The sequence below is a fragment of the Bradyrhizobium sp. SZCCHNRI2009 genome, assembly GCF_032485115.1.
Classification (GTDB): domain Bacteria; phylum Pseudomonadota; class Alphaproteobacteria; order Rhizobiales; family Xanthobacteraceae; genus Bradyrhizobium.
On sequence record NZ_JAUEUH010000007.1, the window covers coordinates 51,234 to 76,640 of the forward strand.

Below are 25,407 nucleotides of genomic sequence, written 5' to 3' on the forward strand. Positions count from 1 at the left end.
GGATTCACACGGCAACGTATTTGGAGAGCCGCGCTTCGATGCGCTCGGCCTCGCAGGTCGGGCAATTGTCGACAACCAGTCCGTTCTCGATTGCAACAACCCGGTCAGCGACGCCCAGCACGAAAGCGAGGTTCTGTTCGACCAGCAGGATGGTGTAGCCGCGCTGCTTGAGGGCGGTGATCGCCTGTTCGATCTGGCGGATGATGATGGGTGCCAGCCCCTCCGTCGGCTCGTCCAGCAGCAGAGTTCGGGCACCGGATCGCAGGATCCGCCCGATCGCCAGCATCTGTTGTTCGCCGCCGCTCAGCTGCCCGCCGAGATGGCGGGTCCGCGACCTGAGATTCGGAAACAGTTCGAAGATCTCATCATCACTCATGCCGGAGCCGCCCAGCGTGGGCGATAGCGCCATGTTCTCGGCCACGGTGAGGCTGGCGAAGATCCCTCGCTCTTCCGGACAGTAACCGAGACCAAGATGCGCGCGCTCCGATGGACGCAGCGAACGCACCTCTCGCCCCTGCACCAGCACATGCCCCGACTGCCGCTGCAACAGGCCCATGATGGCGCGCAGGATGGTGCTCTTGCCGGCGCCGTTGCGGCCCAGCAGCACGACGACCTCACCCTCCGATACGGTGAAGTCGATCCCGAACAGCGCCTGGACCTCGCCATACCAGGCCTTGAGGTTGGATATCGCAAGCGGAAGGCTTGCTTCGCTTCGTTCCGGATCAAGCATCAGCGGCTGCACCGAGATAGGCGGCGCGGACGCGGTGGTCGCGCGCAACGTCTTGATAGGATCCGTCGCTCAGAACGGCGCCGTTCGCCAGGACGGTGACGTGGTCCGCGAGCCGTTCGACGACCTTGAGATTGTGTTCAACCAGCAGGACGCAGCAATCCTGCGCTGCGTCGGCAATCATCTCGACGACTGGACCGATGTCTTCCCGGCCGAGCCCCGACGTCGGCTCGTCGAGAAGCAGGAGGCGAGGTTTGAGGGCGAGCGTGGTTGCAATTTCGAGCAGGCGTCGCCGGCCATAGGAGAGTTCACGCGCCTGCCTGCGTCGGTCGGAGGTCAGGCCAGCTCGCGCGAGCAGAGTCTCGTTGTGAGGGGCGAGATCGCCGCTGACGCGGCGGCGCAACAGCCGGAGTGGTGGGCTGGCATGGGCCTGCGCCACCAACATGTTCTCCTCGACCGACAATTCGGGAAATACCGCGCAGATCTGGAAAGATCGGGCCAGCCCGAGCCTGGCCAGCCGATTGGCAGGCCAGGCCGTGACGTCGCGTCCAAACAGTTCGATCTGACCGCGGGTGGGCTTGATGAAGCCGCTGATCGCGTTGAACAGGGTGGATTTGCCTGCTCCGTTGGGACCGATCACCGCGTGAATGCAGCCTTCCCGAAGGTCGAGCGACACCTCGTTCAAGGCGACGAAGTCCTTGAACTGAACCGTCAGAGCACGAACCTTCAGCACGGGATTGGTCGGCAGCGGGGCAGAGACAGCTCTCGGATCTTCGAAAGCCTGGAGCGAGGCGCTGGCTACCATGTTTATTGCGCCTTGGCCGCCTGCGAGCTGCAGCCGGATGCCGACGCGGGACGGAATGCCGCGCTCGCAGGAACCGTGGCTGTGCGGACGTAGAAGTCCCACGGCTCCTTGCTTTCGGCAGGCGCCTTCACGCGATAGACGCCGATGTCATAGGTCACCCGTCCATTCGCCTGAATGTGCGCCACGCTGCCGAAGCGGTCGACCGGCAGCTGCCGCATCTGGTCGTTGACAGAAGCGGCGTCGTCGCTGTGCCCTGCCCGTGCGGCCTTCAAATAGTGCAGCACGCTGACATAGACGCCGGCCTGCTCACGCGTTGGCATCCGTCCATGGGCGGCAAAAAACCGCCGGGCGAATGCGCGCGTCGCATCATTGTCGTTCCAGTAGAAGCCGGTGCTGATGATCAGGTTCTGCGCGGTCTCCAGACCGATACTATTGATATCCGTTACGAAGGCGTGTAGCGCGGCCAGCTTTTGCCCGGACCGCGTGATACCGAATTGGCCGGCTTGCTTGATGGCGTTGACAGTGTCGGCGCCGGCGCTGGCAAGCGCGATCACCTCGGCGGAGGAACTGCGCGCCCTCACCAGGAGTGTGGAGAAGTCGGCGGTGCCGAGCGGATGGCGAGCGCTGCCGGTCACTTTGCCGCCGCGCTCGTCCACGACCTGTTGGGCTACTCCCTCCAGATCATGGCCAAAGGAGTAATCCGCGGTGAGGAAGAACCAGGTCTTCAAGCCCTGGTCGAGCAGCGACGCCGCAGTGCCGCGCGCCAGCGCATAGGTGTCGTCGGTCCAGTGTGTGACATAGGGCGAACAATAGCGGCCCGTGATGTCGGTAGAGGCTGCGCCGGATATCAGAAGCGAGCGCTTCTTATCGGTTGCGAGCGGGATCAATCCGAAAACCACGCCCGAATGCGGCAGATCGACGATGGCATCGACGCCGCGCCGGTCAAACCATTCGCGGGCGATGCTGGAGGCGATGTCCGGCTTGTTCTGATGATCTGCCGTGACGATCTCGATCGGGGTGCCGTCGATGGTTCCCCCGAAATCGGCAACGGCCATCCGGGCCGCGAGGATCGAGCCAGGACCACCAACGTCGGCGACCACGCCGCTCTGATCTCCCATGACGCCGATCACGACCTTGCCGTCCGAGAATTCCGCCAATGCGGCACTCATAGAGACGGAGAGAAATGCAACCGACAGCAGAATGCTTCGCATGGTCAGCCCCCTATCATTATTGGCAGGGGGTGCTTAGCCGGGTTCGCTGACACATTTGTGACGGGTGCGGTACAATTGGGCTATCCGGGATGGCAGTTGTCGTAGCGACCGCGACGGGGCACACATGGGTCCTGACCCAAACCCGACTCAGGCTGTGACGTGACCACCTCAAACCTGAAACTGCGCGACGGCGAGACCGACAACGCCGATACGATCCTGGAAGACCGGGTCCTGGTTGCCAGAATATGCTGGTACTACTTCAAGGAAGGGCAGACCCAGGAAGCGATATCGCAGCGGCTGAACATGACGCGGAAGCGCGTCAACCGGATCCTCGGGCTCGCGCGGGAAAGCGGCTTCGTACAGATCACGATCACCGATCCCGCCGGGCAGAGAACGAAACTCGAGGCGGAGCTCGCTGCACGATACGGCTTGACGCAAGCCATCGTGGTCCCAACCCCTATGACCGACCCGGACGTCAGGTCGTTTCTGGGAGCGGCAGCTGCCAACTACGTCGCTGAACGGCTCCCCGCGGACGGCTCGCTTGGGATCACCTGGGGAGGGACGATCAACGCAGCCGCCCAGAACCTGAGGCCGCGTCAGGGGCAGAACACCAAGGTCGTCCTGCTCTGCGGCGGATTGGCGGAAAGCGCGCCGATCAATCCGTACGACAACGCTGCGATGATCGCTCGCGCGCTCGGAGCCCGCTGTTATTATCTCACAGCGCCCATGTTCGTCGACGACGCCGCCTTCCGAGACCTCATCGTGGACAGCGAGCCGGTTCGCTCCGTGCTGGCCATGGTGCCAAGTCTGGACATGGCCCTCTTGAGCGCGATCGACCTTTCCGAGCAGTCAAAGGTGCTCGAATACAACGTCATCTCGCGCAAGACCTGGACATCGCTGCGAGCGGCCGGCGCGGTCGGAGACATTTGCGGCCACTACCTCGATCGCAGGGGCAAGCGAGTGGATCATCCGCTGTCGCGGCGGACCATCAATCCGCCTTGGGACCATATTCATCGGATCAAGCACCGGGTTCTGGCAGCGGGAGGACTGCAGAAGGTCGCGATCATTCGCGCCGCGCTGCTGGCCGGGCTCTGTCATGTTCTCGTGACTGACGAAAATGCGGCGGAGAAGCTGCTGATCGACTAGGTGCGCATCGCATGCGCAGCCGCTTGGTTCCTGGCGCGGCGGCTCGACCGCTTTGATGACTCGCTCGGTGGCAACCGGCGAGCAGGTCGAGGGCCCTAGACCGGCCAGGGCAGAGAGTAGGTTTTCACCTGCGTGAAGCTGCGCATCGCCTCCAGGATGCCCTCCTTGTGACCGAGGCCGGACTGCTTGATGCCGCCGAACGGAGTGAGTTCGGTGCGATAGCCGGGAACTTCCCACACATTGACCGAGCCGACCGCGAGGCCCTCGATGAGCCTCGTGATGTGATCGAGGCGGTTGGAGCAGACGGCGGCGGAAAGTCCGAACTTGGTGGCGTTCGCAATCCTGATGATCTCGTCGATATCATTGTTGCATCGGATGATCGGCAGAACCGGGCCGAACGTCTCCTCGGCAACGAGCTCGCAAGCGGGCGAGACATGATCGAGCAGCGTGGGAGGATAAAAGGCGCCGCGAGGTTCACCGCCGAGCAGAAGCCTGGCACCTGCCGCGACCGCACCGGCCACGCGTCTGGCAATCAGCTGGGCTGCGTCTTCGCTGATGACGGTGCCGAGATCAACGCAAGGGTCGCTGGGGTCGCCTGTTGAGAGCTGCTGCATGTGGTGCAGGGCCCGCTCGGCGAAGTGATCGGCAAGCTCCTCCACGACGAGCGCCCGCTTCACGGCCGTACAGCGTTGACCGGAATGTCTGACTGCGCCCTGCACGGCCAGATGCGCGGCCCGATCGACGTCCGCATCCGAAAGGACGATGAACGGATCGTTCCCACCCAGTTCGAGGACAAGCCGCCGGTAACCTGCCCGTTCCGCGATCTGGTGCCCGACGCGAACCGACCCCGTGAATGTCACGAGCTCGGCGTCCTCATCGGTGAACACGCAATCTCCAAGATCGCGCGGCGTTCCGGTCACGATCGAGAGCATGCCCTCTGGCAAGCCTTGTTCGCGGAGGATCCTGCCCAGCGCAAGTGCCGTCAGGGGCGTCTGCTCCGACGGCTTGAGCACCACGCGGTTGTTGGTCGCAATTGCCGGCGCCAGCTTGTGGCTGACCAGGTTCAGCGGATGATTGAAGGGGGTGATGGCCGCGATGACCCCCGCGAGCGGCGTACGCATTGAAAAAATGCGCCGCTGATGAGGGTTTCCGCCGATGTCTCCAGGGTAGATCTCGCCATCATTTTGAATCGGCGCATGGGCGGCAAACGACCAGACGTCGCAGGCGCGCCTGGTTTCATGCAGGGAGTCCCTCAGACAGAGACCGGTCTCGGCGGTTATGAGCTGTGCGAGCCGGTTCTGATCTCTTGCGATCGCACGCGCAGCGCCGAGCAGGATATCGGACCTTTCGCGGCGGCTCAGCTTTGGGCGGAAGCGCGCGGCTGCCGCGAATGCCGCCCGTATTTGACGTGGCTCTGCCTGCGGGACCGTCCCGACAAGCGCGCCGGAGAACGGATTCCTGACTTCAATGACGCGATCCGCGTCTGCTGATGCTCCAGCCAGGAGCATCGGCTGGTAGATCGGCTCAACAGCGTGCATGTATGGCTCCTCAACTCAAAGACTGCGCTGGCTGACGCTTGCTTGGGGCTTGTCGGCCTCGTCGATTTGGCTGAAAGGCGCTCTGGCCCGCTTGTTGCGCGAAGGCTGCTCTTCGCGCTGCCAGATCACGATCGTAACGCCCATGATGATCAGCAGGCTGGCAAGAACCGTGCGCAACGCGAGCTCCTCCCCCTGCAGGACGAGAGCTGAGATCAGCGCGACGACGGGAATGAGAACGAGGCTCTGAGATGCGATTCGCGCCGGAATTGAAGCCAACGCATAGTACCAGGCAACGAATGCGAGGCCGGTCGCTACGATACAGTTGAACGCGATCGGGAAGGCGAGAGCTGAAAGGTGCTTGACGTCGAAATGCGGCTCGAGGACGGCTGAGGCCATCATGACCGCCATCCCTGCCGCTGCGAGCTGGAATGTAGTCCGGCTCCAGACGTCGATATCGCTGTGAGCTCGGTTGGCGAGCCACGTTCCCAAGGCCCAGCAGATGGCCGCAATCAGCAGCAAGGCAATCCCTTCCGCGTTGTCGAAAGTCATTGGCGCAGCCGTTGGCCCGAGGCCATTGGCGCTCAACAACATGATGCCACCAAGCCCGCTCCCGATCGCTGCAAGCTCGAAGCCGGTCTGCCGCCTTCCGTCCAAGACCCACTCAATGATCGCAAGCCAGAGCGGCATCGTATAGAAAATGAGAGCACTTCGGCCGACGTCCAGATATTGGAGCCCAACGAGGCTCAGGCCCAGCCCGCAGGCCATCTGCAGCATGCCCACGGCAAGCAGGTTGAGCCGTCCGCGATCGCCGATGCGGAGCTGATACCCCAAGGCAAGGCGCGCCACCGCGATCGCCATCGCGCCGCCGAGAAGACGCAGTCCTGTAAAGAACAGGGGCGGCGCGATCTGCAGCGCATCCTTTATGACGAGCCAGTTCATACCCCAGATCAGGATCACGAAGATCAGGCAGAGGGCTGCCGAAGCAGACGTCTTGCGGACCATCACATCGTTTCCCCTTTAGCCGGCAGCTGAAGGTTCAAGAACGTAGCGCCCCATGGCGTCCTGGAATCGGCGCTTGTTACCGACAGGCGTATGGCGGGTGGTCACGCGCGGAAGCGTTGCGGGATGGGAACGATTGATCTTGCAAAGCAGGAAATGCGGGCCCCGCGTCGTCGCACAGTGCTCCATTGCTGTCAGGATATGCCCGGCTTCGGCACAACGCACCGACGAGCGATAGCCGCAGGCGGATGCGACAAGATCCAGGGACGAGCTTCGGGACGTCGAGGCCTGGCCACCGGTGGACGCATAACTTTCATTGTCGAGCACGACATGGATGAGGTTCTGGGGTTTGGCGTGGCCAATCGTGGACATGACGCCCATGTGCATCAGCGCGCCGCCGTCGCCATCCAGTGCGAGCACGGGACGGTTGGGCATGGCGATGGCGAGGCCTGCCGCCAATGCGCTGCAGTGCCCGAGCGAGCCCTGCATGTAGAAATTCTCGGGACGATCGTTGACCCGGAAGAGCTCTCTCGTGATGAATCCGGTCGTCGAGACGATCGACGTGGTCGGATCGAGCCGCTGGCAGATCAGTTCGATCGCCTCTCCCGCGCTCAGCGGGTAATCGAGCGATGCGTCGGGGGCCGCTCCCGCGGCGCTCGGCGTGAGCTGGCCCTTTCGCAACAGCACAGCAAAAGGTGCCTCCTGCCGATGCGCTTCAGCGGCGCGGATGAGAAGCCGATCCAGTCCGCCCGTCATTCCGTCGAACTCGTCCCAGTCGATGGCGAGCTGATCGAGGATCGCTTTCGTCGCGGCACCCATGAAGATGTGCTGCGGCTCATCCGCGCTCTCGTCGGGATGCCCTCGGACCGAGATCAGCAACAGGACCGGGATCCTGTTGACCATCAACAACGAGGTGAGTGGATTGACGACGTGACCAAGACCGGAGTTTTGCAGCGCGACGACGGCTCGCTGGCCAGACAGCGCAGCACCGGCGGCGAGCGCCACCGCGCTGCCTTCGTTGGCCGCGGGCACGTCGGTCAACGCGCTGCTTTCGGCCGCCCTCTCAAACAGGTCAGCGAAGTGCGAGCACGGAACGCCCGAGAAGAACGTGTAGCCTGCTGCACTCAATCTCGATAGGAGAACGCTCGTCGGCACGGACATGTCTTTTGCTCCTGCACAAGGGCATTGGGAGCGGCTCTGCCGCCCCCAATGAATCGACGTCCTGCGACCTCAGCTGAGTTTCTTCGCCACGATCAGGCTGCGATTGCAGAGCGATCTGTGGTACTCGACCTGCCCGAAGCCGGCCTGTTCGAGCATCCCGCGCATGTCTTCAAAGCTGTAGCAGCAGCCTTCGTAGCCCGTGGTCAGGAGCACCGAATATTCAGCTTCGGCGGCCGGGGCCGGACGCCCGCCGCGATCGTCGGGATGGCAGCTGTAGACAGCAATGCGGCCACCGGGCTGGAGGCTGCCGTGGGACTTGCGCATCAGCAGGCGGACCTTCTCGGGTCCCCAATTGTGAAGAACGTGGGAATAGAGATGAAGGCTTGCATCGCGTGGCAGCGGGTCGACAAACATGTCGCCAGCGACGATACGGACGCGGTCGGGAAAGAGACCCCGCGCGATCAGACAGGATCGCGCGAGCTCGTCGACCGGGGGGCGCTCGAAGATGGTCGCGGATAGCCGAGGATATCGCATCAGCAGATGAGCGGAATAGACGCCGGAGCCGCCGCCGATGTCGAGCATGGACGTATCGGCGCTGCAATCGAGCAGGGTAGCGAGATGCGGGGCAAAGATCCGGCCGCGCTCCTCCATGCCGCGCGTGTTGAGGTCCGCGAACTCATCCGTCTGCATCAGATCGTCCCAGCTGGTCGTGTCGCCGCGCGCGACATGCCAGGTGTCGGAGCCGTCGTTCCGCAGGACGTCGTACAGCTCGCGAACCGACGACTTGTACTTCATTGTGGCGATGTAGGAGGCGACATTCTCGTCGGATCGGCTGCTGAGATATCGGACGGCTTCGATGGTGGCGTGAAGTTTTCCGCCCTCGCAGGCAATCAGGCCCCAGGATTCGAAGAGCCTGATCATTGTACGTGTCGGCCGGTCACGAAGCGAGAAATGCTCCCGCAGTTCGTCTTCAGAGACGTGATGACCGTCCAGATAGGTGAACAGGTCGAGCCAGGATACCGCTGCAATGTAGAGGTCGGCGGCGTATGAGCTATCCCGCCACTTGATGACCTGGGCAATGTCGGGGCGGTCGACCTGTGAGACATCGGTCGGTGTGTCGATGCGAGATGCGAGTGCAGTCGGGGTCATGAGTCTGATCCTTTACGAGAACGGCATGAGTTGTTCGGTCAGTCTGGCTGGCCTGACGCGGCATTCACGGGCAGGTATCGGGCCTCGGCGCGCGCCAGCTCGTCGTAGTGAAACAGCGAGAAGACATCCTCGAGGGTCGCGACCTCAGCCTCGATCCCGGCGATGCTCTGCTCGGTGATGATGCGCTCGCAGACATTGCGCATCGCGCTTGTCGCGGCGCGCATCGAATGATTGGCCCAGATCACGGTCGAGATGCCGGCAGCACGAAAGGCGGACGCGGGGGTCCGATAGTATTTCGTTGGGACGATCACGACGGGGAGGCGGTTCTGCCAACCATTGGCGAAGGCGAAAATCTCGTCCGCCGTGCTCTTCCGGGAATGAATGAGAATGGCGTCCGCTCCGGCGTCCGCATAGGCGTGAGCGCGGTGAAGGGCCTCGTCCATGCCATGGCCGGCGATCAAGGCCTCGATGCGGGCGACGAGGACGAGTTCGTCTCCAACCGCATCCTTCACGGCACGCAGACGCCCGGAGAATTCGCCGGCATCGGCGAGCGGATGACGATCGCCGACGAACGAGTTCATCTTCGGAAACTGCTTGTCTTCCAAGGCCACACCCGCGGCACCCCGCTGACGGAGCTTGTGGGCCAGAATGCGCGCGTTGTTGAAATTGCCGAAGCCGCTGTCACCGTCGACGAGAACGGGGAGATCAGTCGAATCGACCATGCGTTCGACGACGTCGATGAGCTGGGTCCAGGACGCCTCACTTGCATCGCGATAGCCGAGAGAGCAGGCGATCGACAGGCCGGATGCCCATAGGCCCCTGAAGCCGGCGCGCTCGGCGACGGCGCTTGAGAGCCCATCATGGGCCTCCATCAGAAAGCTCAGATCTCGATTGCAGCAGATCTGCTCGCGGAGCACTGCGGCGCGAGTGGCGAGTTCCGGACGATGATCTGCAGCATGACGAATCGATTGCGGTCGCGTGAGCATGCAAGGTCTCCCTTCCCCGTGCGGGTCTGTCATCAACCATCAGTTGACAGTTTTGCGATACCGGGATCAATTACTAACTCTGGTAGTCACACCAGCGCATAGGTTCCGGTGGGGAGGGCGAGGGAGGCGGTCTCGCCGAGGGCGAGCACTGCCGGCGAGCAGGCCCGGGTTCGTGCTGGCAAGGGGAGGACCGCGGCCCTGCCGCGTCCGCTTGCGCCGCCGGGGAAAGTCGCGTGCCTGGAGGGAGGGCGATGGCCGGCCGCTACCTAAGCTTGTAGTAGCGGCGCGGACCGATATGCGTTCAACTGGTTGCTTCGTTCGGCATCCGGTCAGCCGTTTGGCGGATCTGATCCGATGACGATACATCAACGGGCGCCAGAGACGCTGGCGCGCTGCCGCGTTCGTATTGAAGATGGCGTGGGTCCGATGACAACCATCCTTCTGGACGATCATGGGCGGGCTTGGGATGCTCATTCGCCGGTTTTGCGGCGATTCCTGCAATGCCCGGTGTCAGATTTTGATTTCTCGTCCTATGTGGTCGACAATCTGGGATTCGTCGCTGTCACCATGATCGACAGTCGATCGGCCCGGATCCGGCTCAGGCCGAGGACCGCCTGCGGGATCAGCATCGCTTCGGCGCTATACTTCATCGCGGATAGGGCCGTGGAGCGAATCATCGTTGTGAAAGCAGGCGATGAAGTTGTCGAGCGCATGTTCCCGAGGGTCAGCCAGGCGATGACCTATATCGGGGATGAGGTCGCGCGAGCCCGCCTGCATCTGTCGCCGGTGTTCAGAAGCCGTGAGTTGCCCATCACTGCGCTTGCCAAAGAGGCAGAGCCTCTTGCGGTCCTGTTCATGCGATGGCTCGAATGTGATCAGGGCCGCGACAATACCGAACTGAAGGGCCTCCTCGATCTGCAATCGCTGCAGCGCTTCGTCATCATCGAGCCTGTCGACGGCCGGCTCATTTTCGCTGACATCGGCTCGGGGTTTGAAAGCTTCGGCAGAACCTGGCAACAGCATGCACCGGGATTGCCGCTCGAGGAGCAGCCGGACTATCATTACGGCCAATGGGTCCGTGGCGTTTACGACCATGTGCTTCATACAGGCAAGCCGCTCTTCGACGACGTTGATGCCGTCATCCGGCGCCCGCACCGAAATGACAGGTTGCGGGTGCACTACAGGCGCCTCATCCTTCCCTGCGGTTCGACTGGCTCCAGACCAGCTCGGCTTGTCGGTGCGTCGCTCGTCGAGAACGTTGCATCAACCCCTTGATAGCTGCGCGATGCAGTACGAGGATGATTGATGCACGCCTGATGGCGAGTGGTTGAGTGCGGTCTTGCGAGCTTTCCGGCTGTTGAGCGGCCCGCTTGCAATGCGTCAATTGTCTTGAAACCTGGCAGTTCGTGCTTGGGTCCGCAGCAACGCGGCGCGGCATGGCTTGGCTCAATTCAGGCGCGACATGTCGCAGCCGTCTGCTCAACCGGAGCGTTTGATTGCGCCGTCCCATGATAGGACGGAGGCGTTCAGCGCTGTGCCAAGTGAGACGAACAGGCGTTGGCTACTCGCGTAAGACGCGTAGTGACGATAGTGGCACGCAGCAATAGGCCGTACTGCGGACGCCGGACGAGCTTTCTGGCCAGTGACTCCGCCGCTGGTGTAGGACCACCAATTTCGGTAGCTCGCCAAGCGCAGGCTTGCGTGGCATGAGTGGGCCAAGCTGGCCGAGCGCAACCTCTTTCGTCTCGGCACGTCGCGTGAAATGAGCCGGCGTCAAAGACAACGCCGTTTCCTGCGTCGCGATGCGAGCTCTCCGCATTGCGTCGTGACGGGGCTCTGGCAGTCTGGGACCTATTGATGACGGCCTGAAACAGATATTGTATTGATGTTGATACGACTGGGCGATATCGTCTCACGTCGAGAAGGAGAGGCGGACTTCGTCCGCTGGGTGCACGTCGATCCCTTGCAACCGATCGGCTGTCGGCGACCTTCCACCGACCGTTTTCGGCCTGGAGTTCGGTGATGTCTCTTGATGAAACCCTGCGGATTTTGGCAACCGTCGAGCCAGGTGGTCTGACGCTCGATGAGCAAGCCATCGAAAGCAATCCCGACGCCGTGCTGGTTGCCCTCGGACGCAGCTTTGAAGCGCTCTCCGCAGAACTCGCAACTCTCCAGCAGCAAGATGCGCAATCAGCTGGGGCCACCTGGGATGCAAAATCGCAGATCTCCGCCGTGGTGGTGCCCGGTGTAGAGCGCATCGAAGCGGTCTTGAGCTCGCTTGACCCGATTGAACGCGCCATCATGGCGATTCCGGCCAGAACGGTCGTCGGTCTGGGGGTAAAGGCGCGACATGCTGCACATGTGCTCTCAAATTACTGGGCGGACGTCCCCGAGAGGCTCGACTGGGATGCCCGGACCGTGCGGCATCTGATCGAATCCGCTTGTTCAGTCGCCGGTGTAGAGCTGAGCTAAGGTCTTTGCTGCGGGCCGTCTTCGTCATGGAGCGGTGCGATGGCCGTGGCGACTGGCGTGTGCCGGCGCTTTCGCCCTATCGGGCGGCCAAGTAGGTCGATTGGGCAGCGAAGCTTGTGAGCCTCAGCGGCGCTGCGCAATGAGGACCTGCGATTCAATGACTTCTACGACGCCGCCGGCGGTTGCGAATGGCGATATCTCCATCGTCAATTCCTGCGCGAGCTGACCTTCGAGAACGCCCAGCTGTTCAGGCGAGGAGGTCGACATCGATAGTGCGCGGTCGATCAGGCGAGCGACAGGCACGAGACGCTGCTCAATGACACCAATTCTGGTGAGCTGACCGAAGCGCGACTCCAGCAGGATCGATTCGTGACGTAAGCGCTCGGGTGCGAAACCGACACTCTTGTTGTGTGAAGCGATCGACGACGTCCGAGTAACGCTTGTACCAGGCGTTCTGTGGGACATCGGGACGTACGTCATTGAACAGCATGACTGCGCCGTCCTCCTCGATCAATGGGTCGAGCTTTCGCAGCGTATCGGCGCGATCCATCCAATGAAAGGCACGTCCAATCGCCACGGCGCGAAAGCGGCCGAGCTGCGGGCTGAGGTCGAACGAGCTGCCTTCGATCAGTTCGATCTCAACGGCCGCCGCGTTGGCGATCGCCTGAGCAGCCTCTAGCATGGCAGGCTCCGGATCTATTCCGATGACCTTGCCGACCAGGGGTGCAAATGCGATGCCGAGCCACCCTGGTCCACAGCCGAGATCCATCAATCGGTGGTCCTTGGTCAGACGAAGGTGATCCGCCACAACTTGGATGAGCGCGGGTGCGTAATTCGGTCGCCCGGCCACGTAGTGAGGGACCGTCGATTGAAAGCGAGGGAATGAAGGGGAAACTGGTTCGGACGTCATCTGTATCGTTCGGCCGCCGTGCAGAGGCTCATGTCTTGTGACGCCTCCCGGTGTGGGCCGGTCCGCCCACGGCGCGGCCCCATGAGATCGTGAGCGCTTCTCCTTCGCACGCGTACCGAAATGTCAGTTTGGACGGAACGTGCTCGGGACTTGGCGCGCTTGCAGGCAGGCTAGAAGTCTTTCAATGGCATGCGAAGCTCGTAGGTTGCAGGTGGAGCCAGCAGCTCAAAGTGCTGAATCGGACGTCCGGCGCTGTCGAAATGAATGCGCACCACCTTCAAGAGCGGTGCGCCTATCGCGACATTGAGGCGTGCTGCGACAACGGGGTCGGCTGCAGCTGCCGTCACAATCTGCTCGCCAGATGTGAATGTGATGCCGAAGCGCTGCAGAATCGCATAGAGCGACCCTCCTTCCATGTCCTCAGGACCAAATTGCCGTCCGATCGCTTCCGGAATGTAGGTCGTGACCTGCATGATTGGCCAGTCATTCATGTAGCGGATGCGAACTGTGCGCTGGAAAAGGTCGCCTGGCTGGGCTTGGAAGTGCTCGCGAACGTGACGAGGGGCCACCTTGAACTCGAACTCGACCACGTGAGCTCGCGTTGTGCGCACGATCTCCCTGTTTCGAGCAGCGAGGTCCATCATCGGCACCGTGAGAGGCTCCGGCTTCGAGAGCTCCCGTACGAACGTGCCGATACCCTGGCGGCGTTCGATCAGTCCGAGCTCATCGAGAGTGTCCAAAGCTGCCCGGATCGTCACGCGCGAGACGCCGAAGAGCACAGCCAGATCCGCCTCCGCCGGCAAGACTTCTCCTGGTGCATAGCGGCGTTCTGCAATTTCGTCCTGCAGGACCAAGAACACCTGATGATGAAGCGGTATGTCGCGCCGCCGTCTTGCAAGGATCGCGGGCCGTCCTTTTGGGCGCTTGGGCTTATCTGTCGGACGCGTCTTCCGCGCCGTTTTCTTGGCGGCCGAAGCAGAAGCGTTCGAATGCTGCGGAGCTCGCGGCGCCACCACCTAGCCTCGATCCCACAGTGCCGCGGGCATGTTCATCGGCTCGAACTCTCCACGATGCTATTTCGATGCTAGCGTCTGGAGAGCCTTTTCGACGAACCTGTTCGTAAATGTCTCCGCGAGATCGACCTTCACGCCACGCAATTGTGGGTCGACGGTCGACAACACCTGAAATGCGATCCCCGCGCCCTCGGCGCTGAACCGGCCATCGGGCGAAAACATGTCTCGGGTGCCCCGGATGGAGGCGAGAAAGATGTTTCGATCAGGTTTGGCCCATTCCGCCGGAAGCGCATCGGCGATCTCGTCGACGGACGCGCGATCAATCCACTGCAGGGCGCGCACCAGCGCGAGAACAAAGGCCTGGAGCGTATCGGGATTGCGTTCGATGAAGTCTGACCGCACGTAGATCGTCCCTGACGGATAGAGACCGCCAAAAATGCCGATGGTCCCCTCGTTGGTGCGAGTGTCCGCGACAAGTTTGACGTCACCTGCGGCGGTCAGCGCCGTAAGCGCCGGCTCACCCGTGACGACCCCATCCACAGCGCCGTTGCGGATCGCTGCTACGGCACCTGTGCCACCTCCGACACTGACGAAGGAAATGTCGGCCGGAGAGACACCAGCTCGCAAAGCGATGTACTCCACCATGAACTGAGTTTGGGATCCCAATGCCGTGACCCCGATCTTCATGCCTCTCAGGCTGCTCGGGTCGCGATAGTCCGCAGCCTTCTCTTTTCGCAGGGCCAATGCGAACGTCGGATGCCTGCCAAACAGCACAACCCCGACGATTTTTTGTCCCTTGGCATGCATCTGAATCGTGTGGTCGAAAGCGCCAGCGGTGAGTTCAGCACTTCCTGCCACGAGAGCCTGGAGCGCCTTGGATCCGCCGCTCACGTCAAGAAGCTCCGGGTCGAGGCCCGCGTCCCTGAAAAAGCCAAGGCGCTCGGCAAGTGTGACCGGTGCGTATTGTAGGAATGCCTTTCCGCCGATCGTCACTCTGACTCTGGACGTCTCGACGGAATTGCCCGCCCAGGCCGAATTCGCCGAGCCACACAACGCCAATAGCGGAAGCCCGAGAAAACTACGTCGCTGTAACACTGGCCGGGTCTCGCGAGTGTTGGGAGGGAATGTGTGCCGGTAGTGAACTTTTCTCACGATCCGATCACATTCGAATCATACGAACGATCATCCGCACGAGCAAGGCAAAAGCTCGCCGAGGTTGCACGAGTTAAATGCACGTGAGGCGATAGTCATCATAAACTGCGACCGAAAATTGTCGAAAGTAGTTGTTGGACGTCGATTGAGGCCGGGCAGCCGGCTGCGCGATGAGACCGAACTACTCCACCGCTCAAGATGGACCGGCGACGCTCGCGTTCTGCGAAGCACACGCATCAGATATGCAAATCGCTCAACGAGTGCAGCTACGATCAGTCTCCGGCTTCGCAATCTGGCCTTGGGGAATTCGGCCGAGAGCGCCGCTTCCGGCTAGCTGCACCGGCACGGAAGCTGCACGCCGTTGCTGTCCGGCGCAGTTCGCCGCCCAACGGCCATGAGGCGAGAGCGGCCAACTCAGCAAAGTGACCATAGTCCCGACTTCGTCAGGCCATTCGACCGGAAGTAGCGAGCACGTCAAGCGCGCCCGATATGATCGAGTTCAGCCGGCAATTGACATCAGGCTGCGACGTCCGTCTTGCGGGTTACCCAGACAATACCGGCGCGCTTGCGGCAGACGAACGATAGGACCTCCGCAGCCGCCGGCAGGCGAGCGAGCAACGACAGCCCGCGCCGTCCTGCGGACTGAATGCGGAACCGCATGAAGTCCGCCTCGGCGGGGACTGGAGGAGACCCAAAGGCCGATTGCCACCATCTTCGCAACTCACCCGGCGAGTAATAGAAAACGTCAGTTTTGAGCTGCCACAGCATAAAGTCGGCCCACTCTTTGCTGCTCTTGCCTTCCCGATAATAGCCGAAGCCGAGCCGATGCGCGGCTCGCATGTAGAGATGGGCGAATAACTCGGGCATGTGATGCACGAAGTACAGTCCCACGTGTCCCTCGAACCACGACGTGCGGTCGGGAAACAAAGCCAGGAATACCCCTCCGGGCTTTAGTACGCGCGCGATCTCGGAGACCGCAAGCTCCGGGTCTCGCACATGCTCGAAGACCTGGTTGGATATGACGACGTCGAAAAACCCTTCGTCGAAATCGAGGCGTCCACTACGGAGCGCGCGGAAGTGCTCAGGACGTTCCGATGCCGGGGCATCGAGGTCCGCTCCGAAGAACTCGTAGCCTGCTTTTCGTCCATGGACGACAACCTCGCCGCGCCCGCAGCCGTAATCCAAGACGCGGGGGCGTTCAACGCCAGATAGCGAAAGTGCTCGCTGAAACACAAACTCGTAATTCGGGCTCATGGACGGAGGCTTGGCAAAAACAGCGCGCCCCTGCAACACAATGTTTATGAATGTTACTGCAGGTTTCGAAGATTGCTGCTTCGAACGAGCCTGCCAAACCCTGTCTCAGCGACGTCGGTCAGCTGCGCGGGATGATTTTTGCCGACAGTGTCGATCCGCCGTGGCAGCCCGTCTGCCCGAGGGGGCTGCGATACATGAAGCTCAGCGCCTCCGCCTCGATGGTCTGACGGCAGGTGTACTGACGTTCAGCAAGGAGAAACGTCCGCAGGTACGAGCGCCAGGTCAAGAAGGTTCCGCGGGGCTGGATGGCAAATCCCGCCGCAAACAGCCTGTTGGCAATGTCGAAATTGCTCCTGCCCAGACGATAGAGATGCAGAATGCCGGAGTGGCAGAGGCAGGCTGCCGTGGCTTCGTCAGAGCGCTCGGATCCGAAGCGGCTGAGCTGATAGAACGCGACGACCGGCTACAGATGGGATTCGTTGTCCCACACGGATCATCTCGCGGATCGGGGCAGGCACGTCGTGCCCCCCGGGTCGCCGCGCGGCGCCAGTGCTGCCGCCGTGTTCCGCTACAACGCCCCGCGGCCGGGTGCAGCCGTTGATGTTGGGCAGCACGAAATAATGCTCGGGGCCCTGCGCTCGTCCGCCCCTTTGGTTAGGGTGCTTGCAGAGCTCGCTAAAAAAAGCGGTGGGGAAGCGGTCAAATGTTCGCCGCGCGGCGCGTATTGGAGCCGTTCCCGAGGTGGCGGCTGCTTTGGCGAGATTAGTATCCGATGTGAGTTGGCTTCAACCCGCCGGGTCTTTTCTGGCCGTAGACAATGTGGCGATGCGACGCTTCGCGCCGTCAGCGACCGAGTCTGCGATCGTGCCGGGAAAATCGTTTGGCAGGGCGTCCAGCACCTGGTCGATGCTCTTGGCGGCCGTATCGCCGAGCTCCTCAATGACGTCATCGACCGTCTTTTGGGGCAGACCGCAGCTCTTGGCCGTTTGCACGAAATGTCGTCCTAGAATGGTTTGCACTACATAATGCCGATTTTCGCCGATCGACATGGCGAGCTTCATCTGGTTCTGGGTGATCTGCTTGGCGTCGAGGCTCGGTTGGGTCGATATGATGTCGTAGAGCGGCGTAAGCACGAAGCGTCCGCCGGGAGACAGGCGGATGCTGAAGTTCTTGGCGTGGCCGTCCGTCGCAGCAAGGAGCCAGAAAACGATCTGCGCTTTAAAGAACGTTGCTTGATCGCCTTCCGGCGTATCGCTGCCCTTCAAGAAATCAGAAATCTTGCGGATGCCGGGACCGCCTTCCGACTCGTACTTGCGGGAAGGCGGTACTGAGAGTGCCTGGCAGCAGTCTTCTTGGGGAACCCGCAACAACCGGCCATCGCGGGTCCAGACGCGGTCGAAGCGCTCGACAACGAGCACGCGCCGTCCTGCGAAATCCACGATGCGCGATTTGGCGACAGGCAAGCCGAGCGCCGCGACCAGCTCAAGGCAGAGATGCTCGTTCTCTACGCTGTTGGTCAGGTCGATGCCGTTCGGGAGTTTGCCGATCTGAGGCTTGATGATGTGGGTCGTGGCTGTCATCCCGTGCGGTACGTGCCACTTGTCCCTCCAGTAGAGCAGGGCGGTTTTTTCCTGCGCGCCTGCTAAAGAGATACGGAAGTCTTGGTCGGGCCCTATGCCGAGCGGATTATTGGCGAGATTGCCCAGGATGGCCGAGATCTCCTGATCATTTGCGGCGCGCCCGTCGATTGCGCCGGCTACGCCGGGTGCCGCACCTTCAGGCAGAAACTGCAGCGCGCCGACGCAATCGCGACCGATGGCGGAGAGCAGGCTGAAGGCGTCCGCGCCGGCCGCATGCGAGCGCTCGGCTATGCGGCGGCGAATGTCGTCGTTGTCTGGAAGAAGGTTGTCGAACACGGCAACCACGGGATCGCCGATATAACGGTCCTCGCGCAAAGGCAGCGAGACCGACACGGGGATCGCGTTATCCCAACCGAGCCAGTCCTTGTCGTATTGGAAGTTGATGGCGCCGCTGCTCTCGCGCTGAAGCCGTCCGACCAGCCTTGCGTTCAGGTGGACATTCAGCGGCGCGCGGACAGGACGACGCCCCATCAGAACAGATCCTCGATGGCTTCTGCGGAGACCTTGGTGCGCGGCCGGATGACGAGCTCAAGGTCAAGCGCCGCAAGCGCGTCCATAAGGATGCGCAACTGCGTGGCTGGTTCGCCGGCCTCCAGCTTTGAGACTGTCGCCTGGCGCGCGTGCATCTTTTCGCCCAGGTCACCCTGGGTGAGTTTCTTCTGACGTCGATGCCGCCGAATGCCGGCTCCGAGCTGCAAGGGTGTACGGGCGATTGTGTCCATGCTTGCAAAATACGCGAACACGTATAATGTGTCAATATACGCGAACGCGCATATTTCATATATATACGTGATCACGTATAATGTGCGGTAATACGCGACCACACGTAATCAGGGGCATATCCGACTTCAGGCGGCGCCCACCGCGACCAGAGTACCGCTATCCCGTTCAGGCCAGAGAGCGGCGCGGCATCGGCGCAGGAGAGATTAGCGTTGGGTACACTGGTGGGTACACCATAAGATCAAAATACAAATACACAGCAAAGACAGCTAATTAAATTTCAAATTCCGCCCCTGGGGCCATACCTACACCACTCGCACCGACGGTCTATTGGGATCGGGCACATTGGGCCGTCAGCGGTTGCGGACCGATAGGGCTATTCATCTGGCTGCGTATCAGAGAAATACAAACTCACGAGCTTGCCCGAGCCATATCGCGGCTTGTTGAACCGAGCCTCAACATACTGCAGCCGCCCACTTCTCAGATCGGTCTGCAGCGCCCAAAATACGTCTGCTGGAAGATAGGCAGAGAAAAGCCGGAGGTCTGGCTTGAGTCTCATGTACAGCAACGAGGGTTGTGCCTGAGCAACATTCGCATCGCTGCGATGATAGACGCGCGAGCACATCAGAGAGCAGCGGATTTCCCTGCCGAGGTGCTTGGGCAACTTGGGTCTGGTCATGACGATTTCAGCAAGCAAATGAGCAATAGCCTCATCTGTGCTGGCGTCACGCTCGCTACCATGCGTTGAGATGTAATAGCTCGCAGTGACTGATCTCACGTGAGCAACCAAAGAATATTCCTCTTCCGGTTGCTTGCGGTTTGGCAGCCGTTCTCTAGGCGGCATTCGAGGTCTTCCCTTTGGCCAGGTGGAGAGCTCGGCTATGGGAAAGCAGGCCAGTGTTGACCCAGCAGTCTGCTGAAAACTGTCACATGATCTTTGCCAGGGATCGAACAGGCAGCATCAACCGCGCACGAAGCTACGTGACTCAGCCCTGCGACCCGCGCTTGATCGGCATCACCTTCTTGGGATCGAGCCAGTGGTCGATACGATCAGCCCAATGCTGCATCAGCTTCGTGCGCGAGCCGATCAGCGCGAGCGGTCCGTGTTTCTTGTAGAGCCCTTCCACGGTCGAACTATCGAGATGCGCGAGCTGCAGTTCGACGACATCGCCATCCCATGCCTTGGCCTCCTTGATCTCTTCGTGGTGGGACAGGGTCGAGAAGGTGGTCCGGAACCCGTGGGCGCAATGATCAGTCTTGGTGTCAATGCCAAGCAGCCGCAAGCGCTTGTTGAGCGTGTTGTTCGATAGCGGGGCATCCTTTGAGCAGGAAAAAACATACTGGCGATGGCCGGTCAGCTTTTGGACGCTGCGCAGGATTGCGAGTGCCTGTCGTGACAAGGGCACGACATGGTCCCACCCGGTCTTCATCTTGGTGGCTGGAATAGTCCAGCGCTCAGTGTCCCAATCGACCTCGCTCCACTCCATTTCATTGACCATGCCGGGGCGAGGTATGGTCAGCGCATCGAAGCGCAGGGCAAGGCCAACAATGTCGCCAAACCTCCCTCTCGCCCACGGTGCACTGATGAGCTTGAAGACGCGCGTCACATCGCGTGGCTCAGTTACGCCGGGACGCGGCGTTGAAATGTTGGCAATCAGCTTCCCATTCAGATTGCGGAATGGATTGTAGCCATCGCCTTCGACGTCGGCATAGTCACAGATTTGCGCACCGATGCTGCGCACGCGGTCGCGGGTTTCCAGCTTTCCTTCGGCTTCGTATGAACGCAGGAAAGCGAGCACGTCCGGACGCTTGATGTCCTGCCTGCACAGCTTGCCAAAGCGGGCCTTGACGTAGCGGACGCGCAGCTCAAGGACCTCGATGGTCTTGGGGTCGCGCACCGCGACGATCCTGCCGCGTTTGACTTTTTCCACCTTCTTCTTCGCGAGCCACTCGTCGGCCCATTGCTCGAAAGGCCGGGCGGCCGCCTGCCTGTGCTTATCGAGCTGCTTCTCGGTGCTCGGGTCTTTGCTTTCCTTGAGCAGGTCTTTCGCCTTGTCCCGCTCGCGCCGCGCGTCGGCGAGCGAAAACGTGCCATCCTTGCCGTTGCCGTAAGGGCCGATGGAGTAGGTTTTCTGACGGCTATGGAAGCGGTAGCTCATCCGCCACAGCTTGGAGGCCGCGTTACCAGGTCTGCTCTTGTCCGGCGTGACGAAGAGGTAGAGACCGCCGCCGGTCACATCCGAGATCTTGGCGGGGCTCCACGCGCCCTTGTCGAATTTCGGTCGGGCGGCGCGGCAGTCGACGTCGGTTCTGATCTGCTTGGGGTTGGCGCACGCGCCGTCGTTCTTGCGGGCCATCGGCTCAATTCCTCGTTCGGAATAGCGAAAGTCGCCGTGAACGTTTGTTCTCCCGATACCAACACGATACCAACAAAAATACCAACAAATCGGACGGCTGGGATCGGATGAGAACAAACGGTGACGAACACCGATGTACGCGGAAGTGCCTATTTTTCAAGGGGTTCCGAGCAGGGGATGGACGGTTGCGGACGATTTAGAACGGGCCTGAACAGCCTAGTTGGTGCCCCTGGCCGGAATCGAACCAGCACTCCTTGCGGAACTCGATTTTGAGTCGAGCGCGTCTACCAGTTCCGCCACAGGGGCATTCGCCGGGCCTGTGCAGGAACCATAGCGAAGCGGGCGGACTATAGCGGGCGGCCGGGCCGGGTCAACCCGCACGGACGTGATGGGCGCGCATCTCGACAGCTTTCGCGGGCCGGAGTAGGAGCCGGAACGGCCCGGCATGGGACCGGATGCAGCCCCGTTCGGGAGGACCGATGACCAATACTTCTGTGATGGCGCGCCCTGCGGCGGGAGCCATGAGCCCGGCGGTGGCGGCGGCGCTGCTCGCGGCCGGCATCGCGGCGGCGGCTTTGGCCGGCGCCTGGTACATGCAGCTGGTCTGGGGCCTGCAGCCCTGCGAGCTCTGCCTGAAGCAGCGCTGGGCCTACTATGCGATCGTGCCGCTCGGGCTGCTGATCGCGCTCGCCGCCAAAGGCGGCGCGCCGCGCGCGCTGGTGCTCGCGGGGCTCGGCGTGGTCGCGCTGGCCGCGCTCGGCAATGCCGGGCTCGGCGTCTATCACTCCGGCGTCGAATGGGGCTTCTGGCCGGGGCCGACCGAATGCACCGGGCCGATCGGCAATCTCGGCAGCGCCGGCAGCCTCTTGGAGCGGCTCGACAGCGTCAAGGTCGTACGCTGCGACGAGGTGCAATTCCGCTTCCTCGGCCTGTCGCTCGCCGGCTACAGCGTGCTGATCTCGCTCGCCATCGCCGCCATCGCCGGCTGGGGCATCACCCGGAAGCGCGCCTAGTCGTCGACATCCTCCTGCGGCCGTCCGAACAGATGGACGATGCCGGGGGTGGCGATCGTGACGAACACGAAGCGCGACAGGTGATGCGCGCCGACGAAGATCGGGTCGATGTGCAGCGTCAGTGCCAGGGCCATCATCGCGTCCATGGCGCCGGGCGCGAACGCGACAATGGTGTCGGAAAAGCGCACATGCGTCACCAGCACGATCACGGTGACGAACAGCGCCGAGATCGCCACCGCGATCGCGAACGAGCCGAGCGCGGCCCTGATATGGCCGACCAGGGTCTTCACCCGCATCCGGGCGAAGCGGCTGCCGATCAGGGCGCCGATGCCGACCAGCGCCACGCCACGCATCCATTCCGGCAGGCCGCCCTCGACGAGGCCGGTGCCGTGCAGGACACCGCTGGCGACCATCGCGCCGAACAGCCAGCTCGCCGGAAACCTGATCAGCTGCATCAGCATCGCCGCGACCAGCGAGGCCACCAGCAGTGCGAGCAGGCCGAGCGGCGAGGCGACGCTCTGGCCGAGCGAGATCGGCGCCGCCGGTGCGACGCCGGCCACTGCCAGCACCAGCGGCAGCGCCGCCGTCAGGATGATCACCCGCAGCGTCTGCACCACGGCGATCGCCGGCAGGTCGGCGCCGCGCTCGACCGCGAGCATCGTGATCTGCGACAGCGCGCCGGGACTGCCGGCGAGCAGCGCCGAGGTGCGGTCCCAGCCATGGACGCGCTGCAGATAGAGGCTGGAGCCGAAGGTCGAGCAGAACGTCGCGAGCGCCAGGAGGCCGATGGTCACCGGATAGGCGCTGACATGGTTGATCAGCTCGCGCGAGACGACGGCGCCGATCGAGATGCCGAGCAGCAGCAGCACGGTCTGGGTTAGGATCGGCGGCATCGCCAGCGGGCGGCCGGCGATCGCGGCGATCGCGGTCGCGATCATCGCGCCGGAGATCAGCCCGCCCGGCAGATGGGCGACGAGGAAGATCAGGCCGCCGGCGGTGCCGAGCACGAGGGTCTCGATCGCGCTCAGGGTCTTGGCGCGGCTCGGCAGGTCAAAGGGGAGGGAGGAGATGATCTGGCGCACGGCGCCTTATGCCAAAACCTGCCTGCGCGAACAATTCCCGCCGCTGCGCAGGCGCCATGCGCGCATGCGTCCGCAGGGGCCGGTCATTTCGGCTTGTCGGGCGTCGGCAAGGGAGCGGGCACGGGTGTGGTCGCTGCGGCGGCCGCCGCCTTGTCGCGCTTGCAGGCCGAGCGGAATTTGCCGCGTGCCTTGCCCTTCAGCCCCTGCTCATCGGCCTCCTTGGAGCAGGCGATGGAAATCGTCCGCCGCGCCGCCTTGTCGAGGGTGGTGAACTTGTCGGTGGCGGCATCGGGCCGCGACGGCAGCGTCAATCCGGGTTGCGAGCGGGCGGGGCCGGCGGCCGACAGGGTGGCCATTGCGATCGCCGCAATCGCCGCCCGGGCAGTGAATCTCATGCTGAAGTCCTCGAACGAAAGGCACGCTGCGATGTCCGGCGATGCTGAACCCGCAGTGAATGGAATGAGCCGGATCGCCGCGCGACGCAAATTATATTTTCGCGCGGCCATGCTCCCGCCTGCTTTGTTGGTCGCGGGCGTCTCGCTAGAATTACCGTCCCATTCCACCATGCTCCACAGGGAGATCGAGGATGAGTTTTCACGCAAAATCATTGGTTGCTTCGTCACTCGCTACGCTGGCCGTGATCGGGCTCGCGACGTTCGCCGCCGCGCCGGCGAAAGCGCTGACCGCGCAGGAATGCAGCGCCAAGTACAAGCAGGCGAAGGAGGCCGGCACGCTGGGCGGCCAGAAGTGGAACGACTTCCGCAAGGCCCAGTGCGGCAGCGATGCCACCGCTGCCGCGGCACCGGCGGCTCCGGCCGCGCCTGCGGCGGAGGCCAAGCCTGCCAAGGCGGCGAAATCCGACGCCAAGGAGGCCGCTCCCGCGCCGACCGGTCCCGCCGTGTTCCCCAACGCGGTGGACCCGAAATACGCCAAGGAGAAGCCCGGCAAGGCGCGGCTGCAGACCTGTGTCGATCAGTACAATGCCAACAAGGCGACCAACGCTAATGGCGGCCTGAAGTGGATCCAGAAGGGCGGCGGCTACTACAGCGAATGCACCAAGAAGCTGAAGGGCGCTGCCTGATCCGGGTTGACGAGACGATGCCGGCGGCCGGAGGCATCATGCGTTCGGCCGCCGCTCTCGACGCCGCGCATCGCCGCGAGACCGCCGGCCCGACTCGGCTCGGCGCCGGTCGCGCGGCGGTTCGCGCCGGTGGCGGCGGAATTGCTGCTCCGGTGATTTTGGGGCTTGCCTTCCTGTGCGGGAAATGACCCTGCTCTCGCCATGATCTCTGCTGTCCAAGGTGTGCTCAGCCTGTTTTGCGGCGCGATGGTCGGGTTCTCGCTCGGCCTCGTCGGCGGCGGTGGCTCGGTGCTGGCGGTGCCGCTGATGGTCTATGTCGTCGGCGTGCCCGAGCCGCACATCGCGATCGGCTCGAGCGCCATCGCGGTCGCCACCAACGCGGCCATCAATCTCGCCAATCATGCGCGCGGCGGCACCGTGATCTGGCCGATCGCGGCGCTGTTCGCAACGGCGGGCATCGTCGGCGCCTTCACCGGCTCGCTGCTCGGCAAGATGGTCGACGGCCAGAAGCTGCTGGCGCTGTTCGCGCTGGTGATGATGGTCATCGCCATGCTGATGCTGAAGACGCGCGCCCGCATCGGCACCCCCGATGTGAAGATGAGCATGGCCAACGTCCCGGCGATCGTCGGCTTCGGCCTCGCCACCGGCACGCTGTCCGGTTTCTTCGGCATCGGCGGCGGCTTCCTGATCGTGCCGGCGCTGATGGCTGCGACGGGCATGCCGATCATGAATGCGGTCAGCTCGTCGCTGGTCGCGGTGACGACCTTCGGGCTCACCACCGCGGCGAGCTATGCCTGGTCCGGGCTCGTCGCCTGGGATCTCGCCGGACTGTTCATCGCCGGCGGGATCGCGGGTGGCCTTGCCGGCACGCGCCTGGCGCGCCATCTCTCCGGACGGCGCGGCGCATTGAACGTGGTATTTTCCGTCGTGATCGCGGTGGTGGCGCTGTATATGCTGACGCGCAGCCTGCTGCATATCTGGAGCTGACCTC

General features: G+C 62.6%; 27 protein-coding genes and 1 tRNA gene. 7 read left to right on the forward strand and 21 right to left on the reverse strand.

The annotated features are described in order from the left end of the window. Nucleotides 1–4: 4 nt before the first annotated feature. From QX041_RS23830 to QX041_RS23840, 3 genes are read right to left on the reverse strand one after another with little or no spacing between them, the layout of a single operon-like run. Nucleotides 5–730 carry an ABC transporter ATP-binding protein gene (locus tag QX041_RS23830; protein WP_316186196.1) on the reverse strand — a complete coding sequence of 242 codons (726 nt, stop codon included), beginning with the start codon at nucleotides 728–730 and terminating at the stop codon, nucleotides 5–7. Continuing rightward, nucleotides 723–1,532, reverse strand: coding sequence for an ABC transporter ATP-binding protein (locus QX041_RS23835; RefSeq protein ID WP_315716406.1), 810 nt, complete (start codon nucleotides 1,530–1,532; stop codon nucleotides 723–725). Before QX041_RS23835 ends, QX041_RS23830 begins: the two co-directional genes overlap by 8 nt. Before the next feature lie 2 nt (nucleotides 1,533–1,534). Then, on the reverse strand, nucleotides 1,535–2,743 hold the full coding sequence (locus QX041_RS23840) for an ABC transporter substrate-binding protein (RefSeq protein ID WP_316166699.1): 1,209 nt from the start codon (nucleotides 2,741–2,743) through the stop codon (nucleotides 1,535–1,537). A gap of 159 nt (nucleotides 2,744–2,902) precedes the next feature. On the opposite strand from QX041_RS23840, the gene QX041_RS23845 reads away from it, so the two are divergent. Next, nucleotides 2,903–3,889: a sugar-binding transcriptional regulator gene (locus QX041_RS23845; RefSeq protein ID WP_316166700.1), complete on the forward strand. Its 987-nt coding sequence runs from the start codon at nucleotides 2,903–2,905 to the stop codon at nucleotides 3,887–3,889. A gap of 95 nt (nucleotides 3,890–3,984) precedes the next feature. Here the strand turns inward: QX041_RS23845 and phnY are convergent, their stop codons facing one another. The 5 genes from phnY to aepX all read right to left on the reverse strand — a co-directional run bounded on the left by phnY (nucleotide 3,985) and on the right by aepX (nucleotide 9,653). Further along, nucleotides 3,985–5,427, reverse strand: coding sequence for a phosphonoacetaldehyde dehydrogenase (phnY, locus tag QX041_RS23850; RefSeq protein ID WP_316166701.1), 1,443 nt, complete (start codon nucleotides 5,425–5,427; stop codon nucleotides 3,985–3,987). Between the two features lie 15 nt (nucleotides 5,428–5,442). Next, nucleotides 5,443–6,429, reverse strand: coding sequence for a DMT family transporter (locus tag QX041_RS23855; protein WP_316166703.1), 987 nt, complete (start codon nucleotides 6,427–6,429; stop codon nucleotides 5,443–5,445). A 15-nt stretch (nucleotides 6,430–6,444) separates the two neighbouring features. Next, the gene (aepY, locus tag QX041_RS23860; protein WP_316166704.1) at nucleotides 6,445–7,587 is read right to left on the reverse strand and encodes a phosphonopyruvate decarboxylase; all 1,143 of its coding nucleotides are present in this window, start codon (nucleotides 7,585–7,587) and stop codon (nucleotides 6,445–6,447) included. Nucleotides 7,588–7,656: 69 nt separating this feature from the next. Further along, complete coding sequence (locus tag QX041_RS23865) at nucleotides 7,657–8,736, reverse strand: methyltransferase (RefSeq protein ID WP_316166706.1); 1,080 nt, start codon at nucleotides 8,734–8,736, stop codon at nucleotides 7,657–7,659. 38 nt (nucleotides 8,737–8,774) lie between these two features. Then, on the reverse strand, nucleotides 8,775–9,653 hold the full coding sequence (gene aepX, locus QX041_RS23870; RefSeq protein ID WP_316166926.1) for a phosphoenolpyruvate mutase: 879 nt from the start codon (nucleotides 9,651–9,653) through the stop codon (nucleotides 8,775–8,777). Nucleotides 9,654–10,076: 423 nt separating this feature from the next. Here aepX and QX041_RS23875 point away from each other — a divergent pair, with 423 nt between their 5' ends. After that, nucleotides 10,077–10,997 carry a hypothetical protein gene (locus tag QX041_RS23875; RefSeq protein WP_316166707.1) on the forward strand — a complete coding sequence of 307 codons (921 nt, stop codon included), beginning with the start codon at nucleotides 10,077–10,079 and terminating at the stop codon, nucleotides 10,995–10,997. A 747-nt stretch (nucleotides 10,998–11,744) separates the two neighbouring features. Then, nucleotides 11,745–12,194: a hypothetical protein gene (locus tag QX041_RS23880; RefSeq protein ID WP_316166708.1), complete on the forward strand. Its 450-nt coding sequence runs from the start codon at nucleotides 11,745–11,747 to the stop codon at nucleotides 12,192–12,194. A 123-nt stretch (nucleotides 12,195–12,317) separates the two neighbouring features. Here QX041_RS23880 and QX041_RS23885 read toward each other — a convergent pair whose 3' ends face one another. The 11 genes from QX041_RS23885 to QX041_RS23935 form a co-directional block, all read right to left on the reverse strand. Next, nucleotides 12,318–12,497 (reverse strand): hypothetical protein, encoded by a 180-nt coding sequence (locus QX041_RS23885; protein WP_316166710.1) that lies wholly within the window; start codon nucleotides 12,495–12,497, stop codon nucleotides 12,318–12,320. A 10-nt stretch (nucleotides 12,498–12,507) separates the two neighbouring features. Next, nucleotides 12,508–12,963: a class I SAM-dependent methyltransferase gene (locus tag QX041_RS23890; protein WP_316166927.1), complete on the reverse strand. Its 456-nt coding sequence runs from the start codon at nucleotides 12,961–12,963 to the stop codon at nucleotides 12,508–12,510. Nucleotides 12,964–13,274: 311 nt separating this feature from the next. Continuing rightward, nucleotides 13,275–14,120 carry a GntR family transcriptional regulator gene (locus QX041_RS23895; RefSeq protein WP_316166711.1) on the reverse strand — a complete coding sequence of 282 codons (846 nt, stop codon included), beginning with the start codon at nucleotides 14,118–14,120 and terminating at the stop codon, nucleotides 13,275–13,277. Between the two features lie 57 nt (nucleotides 14,121–14,177). Continuing rightward, complete coding sequence (locus tag QX041_RS23900) at nucleotides 14,178–15,110, reverse strand: ABC transporter substrate-binding protein (RefSeq protein ID WP_316166712.1); 933 nt, start codon at nucleotides 15,108–15,110, stop codon at nucleotides 14,178–14,180. 675 nt (nucleotides 15,111–15,785) lie between these two features. Further along, the gene (locus QX041_RS23905; RefSeq protein WP_316166713.1) at nucleotides 15,786–16,523 is read right to left on the reverse strand and encodes a class I SAM-dependent methyltransferase; all 738 of its coding nucleotides are present in this window, start codon (nucleotides 16,521–16,523) and stop codon (nucleotides 15,786–15,788) included. A 118-nt stretch (nucleotides 16,524–16,641) separates the two neighbouring features. Then, a complete protein-coding gene (locus QX041_RS23910; protein ID WP_316166714.1) occupies nucleotides 16,642–16,809 on the reverse strand; it encodes a hypothetical protein in 168 nt (55 codons plus the stop codon). Between the two features lie 499 nt (nucleotides 16,810–17,308). After that, nucleotides 17,309–18,634: a type II toxin-antitoxin system HipA family toxin gene (locus QX041_RS23915; RefSeq protein WP_316166715.1), complete on the reverse strand. Its 1,326-nt coding sequence runs from the start codon at nucleotides 18,632–18,634 to the stop codon at nucleotides 17,309–17,311. Then, a complete protein-coding gene (locus QX041_RS23920) occupies nucleotides 18,634–18,885 on the reverse strand; it encodes a helix-turn-helix transcriptional regulator (protein ID WP_316166928.1) in 252 nt (83 codons plus the stop codon). Before QX041_RS23920 ends, QX041_RS23915 begins: the two co-directional genes overlap by 1 nt. A 374-nt stretch (nucleotides 18,886–19,259) precedes the next feature. Beyond that, nucleotides 19,260–19,727 (reverse strand): hypothetical protein, encoded by a 468-nt coding sequence (locus tag QX041_RS23925; RefSeq protein WP_316166716.1) that lies wholly within the window; start codon nucleotides 19,725–19,727, stop codon nucleotides 19,260–19,262. A 142-nt stretch (nucleotides 19,728–19,869) separates the two neighbouring features. Next, nucleotides 19,870–21,240, reverse strand: coding sequence for a tyrosine-type recombinase/integrase (locus QX041_RS23930; protein WP_316166717.1), 1,371 nt, complete (start codon nucleotides 21,238–21,240; stop codon nucleotides 19,870–19,872). A 221-nt stretch (nucleotides 21,241–21,461) separates the two neighbouring features. Beyond that, nucleotides 21,462–21,546 (reverse strand) — tRNA-Leu (locus tag QX041_RS23935). Nucleotides 21,547–21,719: 173 nt separating this feature from the next. On the opposite strand from QX041_RS23935, the gene QX041_RS23940 reads away from it, so the two are divergent. After that, nucleotides 21,720–22,253 (forward strand): disulfide bond formation protein B, encoded by a 534-nt coding sequence (locus QX041_RS23940; RefSeq protein WP_315754326.1) that lies wholly within the window; start codon nucleotides 21,720–21,722, stop codon nucleotides 22,251–22,253. Here the strand turns inward: QX041_RS23940 and QX041_RS23945 are convergent. Both QX041_RS23945 and QX041_RS23950 read right to left on the reverse strand, forming a co-directional pair. After that, complete coding sequence (locus QX041_RS23945; protein WP_315716226.1) at nucleotides 22,250–23,335, reverse strand: AbrB family transcriptional regulator; 1,086 nt, start codon at nucleotides 23,333–23,335, stop codon at nucleotides 22,250–22,252. The genes QX041_RS23940 and QX041_RS23945 overlap by 4 nt on opposite strands. An 83-nt stretch (nucleotides 23,336–23,418) precedes the next feature. Further along, the gene (locus QX041_RS23950; protein WP_316166719.1) at nucleotides 23,419–23,943 is read right to left on the reverse strand and encodes a PsiF family protein; all 525 of its coding nucleotides are present in this window, start codon (nucleotides 23,941–23,943) and stop codon (nucleotides 23,419–23,421) included. Between QX041_RS23950 and QX041_RS23955 the strand changes: the two genes are divergently transcribed. The 3 genes from QX041_RS23955 to QX041_RS23965 are packed head-to-tail and all read left to right on the forward strand — an operon-like array spanning nucleotide 23,922 to nucleotide 25,403. Further along, the gene (locus QX041_RS23955; protein WP_315716224.1) at nucleotides 23,922–24,416 is read left to right on the forward strand and encodes a hypothetical protein; all 495 of its coding nucleotides are present in this window, start codon (nucleotides 23,922–23,924) and stop codon (nucleotides 24,414–24,416) included. The genes QX041_RS23950 and QX041_RS23955 overlap by 22 nt on opposite strands. A 38-nt stretch (nucleotides 24,417–24,454) precedes the next feature. Beyond that, nucleotides 24,455–24,604 (forward strand): hypothetical protein, encoded by a 150-nt coding sequence (locus QX041_RS23960; RefSeq protein ID WP_315754328.1) that lies wholly within the window; start codon nucleotides 24,455–24,457, stop codon nucleotides 24,602–24,604. Nucleotides 24,605–24,617: 13 nt separating this feature from the next. After that, the gene (locus QX041_RS23965; RefSeq protein ID WP_315716223.1) at nucleotides 24,618–25,403 is read left to right on the forward strand and encodes a sulfite exporter TauE/SafE family protein; all 786 of its coding nucleotides are present in this window, start codon (nucleotides 24,618–24,620) and stop codon (nucleotides 25,401–25,403) included. Nucleotides 25,404–25,407: the final 4 nt, after the last annotated feature.

What these genes read in the sequence shown, in the direction of transcription:
- QX041_RS23830 (WP_316186196.1), bottom strand. Translation starts at nt 730, where the DNA reads ATGCTTGATCCGGAACGAAGCGAAGCAAGCCTTCCGCTTGCGATATCC.
- QX041_RS23835 (WP_315716406.1), bottom strand. Translation starts at nt 1,532, where the DNA reads ATGGTAGCCAGCGCCTCGCTCCAGGCTTTCGAAGATCCGAGAGCTGTC.
- QX041_RS23840 (WP_316166699.1), bottom strand. Translation starts at nt 2,743, where the DNA reads ATGCGAAGCATTCTGCTGTCGGTTGCATTTCTCTCCGTCTCTATGAGT.
- phnY (WP_316166701.1), bottom strand. Translation starts at nt 5,427, where the DNA reads ATGCACGCTGTTGAGCCGATCTACCAGCCGATGCTCCTGGCTGGAGCA.
- QX041_RS23855 (WP_316166703.1), bottom strand. Translation starts at nt 6,429, where the DNA reads ATGGTCCGCAAGACGTCTGCTTCGGCAGCCCTCTGCCTGATCTTCGTG.
- aepY (WP_316166704.1), bottom strand. Translation starts at nt 7,587, where the DNA reads ATGTCCGTGCCGACGAGCGTTCTCCTATCGAGATTGAGTGCAGCAGGC.
- QX041_RS23865 (WP_316166706.1), bottom strand. Translation starts at nt 8,736, where the DNA reads ATGACCCCGACTGCACTCGCATCTCGCATCGACACACCGACCGATGTC.
- QX041_RS23875 (WP_316166707.1), top strand. Translation starts at nt 10,077, where the DNA reads ATGACGATACATCAACGGGCGCCAGAGACGCTGGCGCGCTGCCGCGTT.
- QX041_RS23880 (WP_316166708.1), top strand. Translation starts at nt 11,745, where the DNA reads ATGTCTCTTGATGAAACCCTGCGGATTTTGGCAACCGTCGAGCCAGGT.
- QX041_RS23890 (WP_316166927.1), bottom strand. Translation starts at nt 12,963, where the DNA reads ATGGATCTCGGCTGTGGACCAGGGTGGCTCGGCATCGCATTTGCACCC.
- QX041_RS23905 (WP_316166713.1), bottom strand. Translation starts at nt 16,523, where the DNA reads ATGAGCCCGAATTACGAGTTTGTGTTTCAGCGAGCACTTTCGCTATCT.
- QX041_RS23915 (WP_316166715.1), bottom strand. Translation starts at nt 18,634, where the DNA reads ATGGGGCGTCGTCCTGTCCGCGCGCCGCTGAATGTCCACCTGAACGCA.
- QX041_RS23920 (WP_316166928.1), bottom strand. Translation starts at nt 18,885, where the DNA reads ATGGACACAATCGCCCGTACACCCTTGCAGCTCGGAGCCGGCATTCGG.
- QX041_RS23925 (WP_316166716.1), bottom strand. Translation starts at nt 19,727, where the DNA reads ATGCCGCCTAGAGAACGGCTGCCAAACCGCAAGCAACCGGAAGAGGAA.
- QX041_RS23930 (WP_316166717.1), bottom strand. Translation starts at nt 21,240, where the DNA reads ATGGCCCGCAAGAACGACGGCGCGTGCGCCAACCCCAAGCAGATCAGA.
- QX041_RS23940 (WP_315754326.1), top strand. Translation starts at nt 21,720, where the DNA reads ATGACCAATACTTCTGTGATGGCGCGCCCTGCGGCGGGAGCCATGAGC.
- QX041_RS23955 (WP_315716224.1), top strand. Translation starts at nt 23,922, where the DNA reads ATGAGTTTTCACGCAAAATCATTGGTTGCTTCGTCACTCGCTACGCTG.
- QX041_RS23950 (WP_316166719.1), bottom strand. Translation starts at nt 23,943, where the DNA reads ATGATTTTGCGTGAAAACTCATCCTCGATCTCCCTGTGGAGCATGGTG.
- QX041_RS23960 (WP_315754328.1), top strand. Translation starts at nt 24,455, where the DNA reads ATGCGTTCGGCCGCCGCTCTCGACGCCGCGCATCGCCGCGAGACCGCC.
- QX041_RS23965 (WP_315716223.1), top strand. Translation starts at nt 24,618, where the DNA reads ATGATCTCTGCTGTCCAAGGTGTGCTCAGCCTGTTTTGCGGCGCGATG.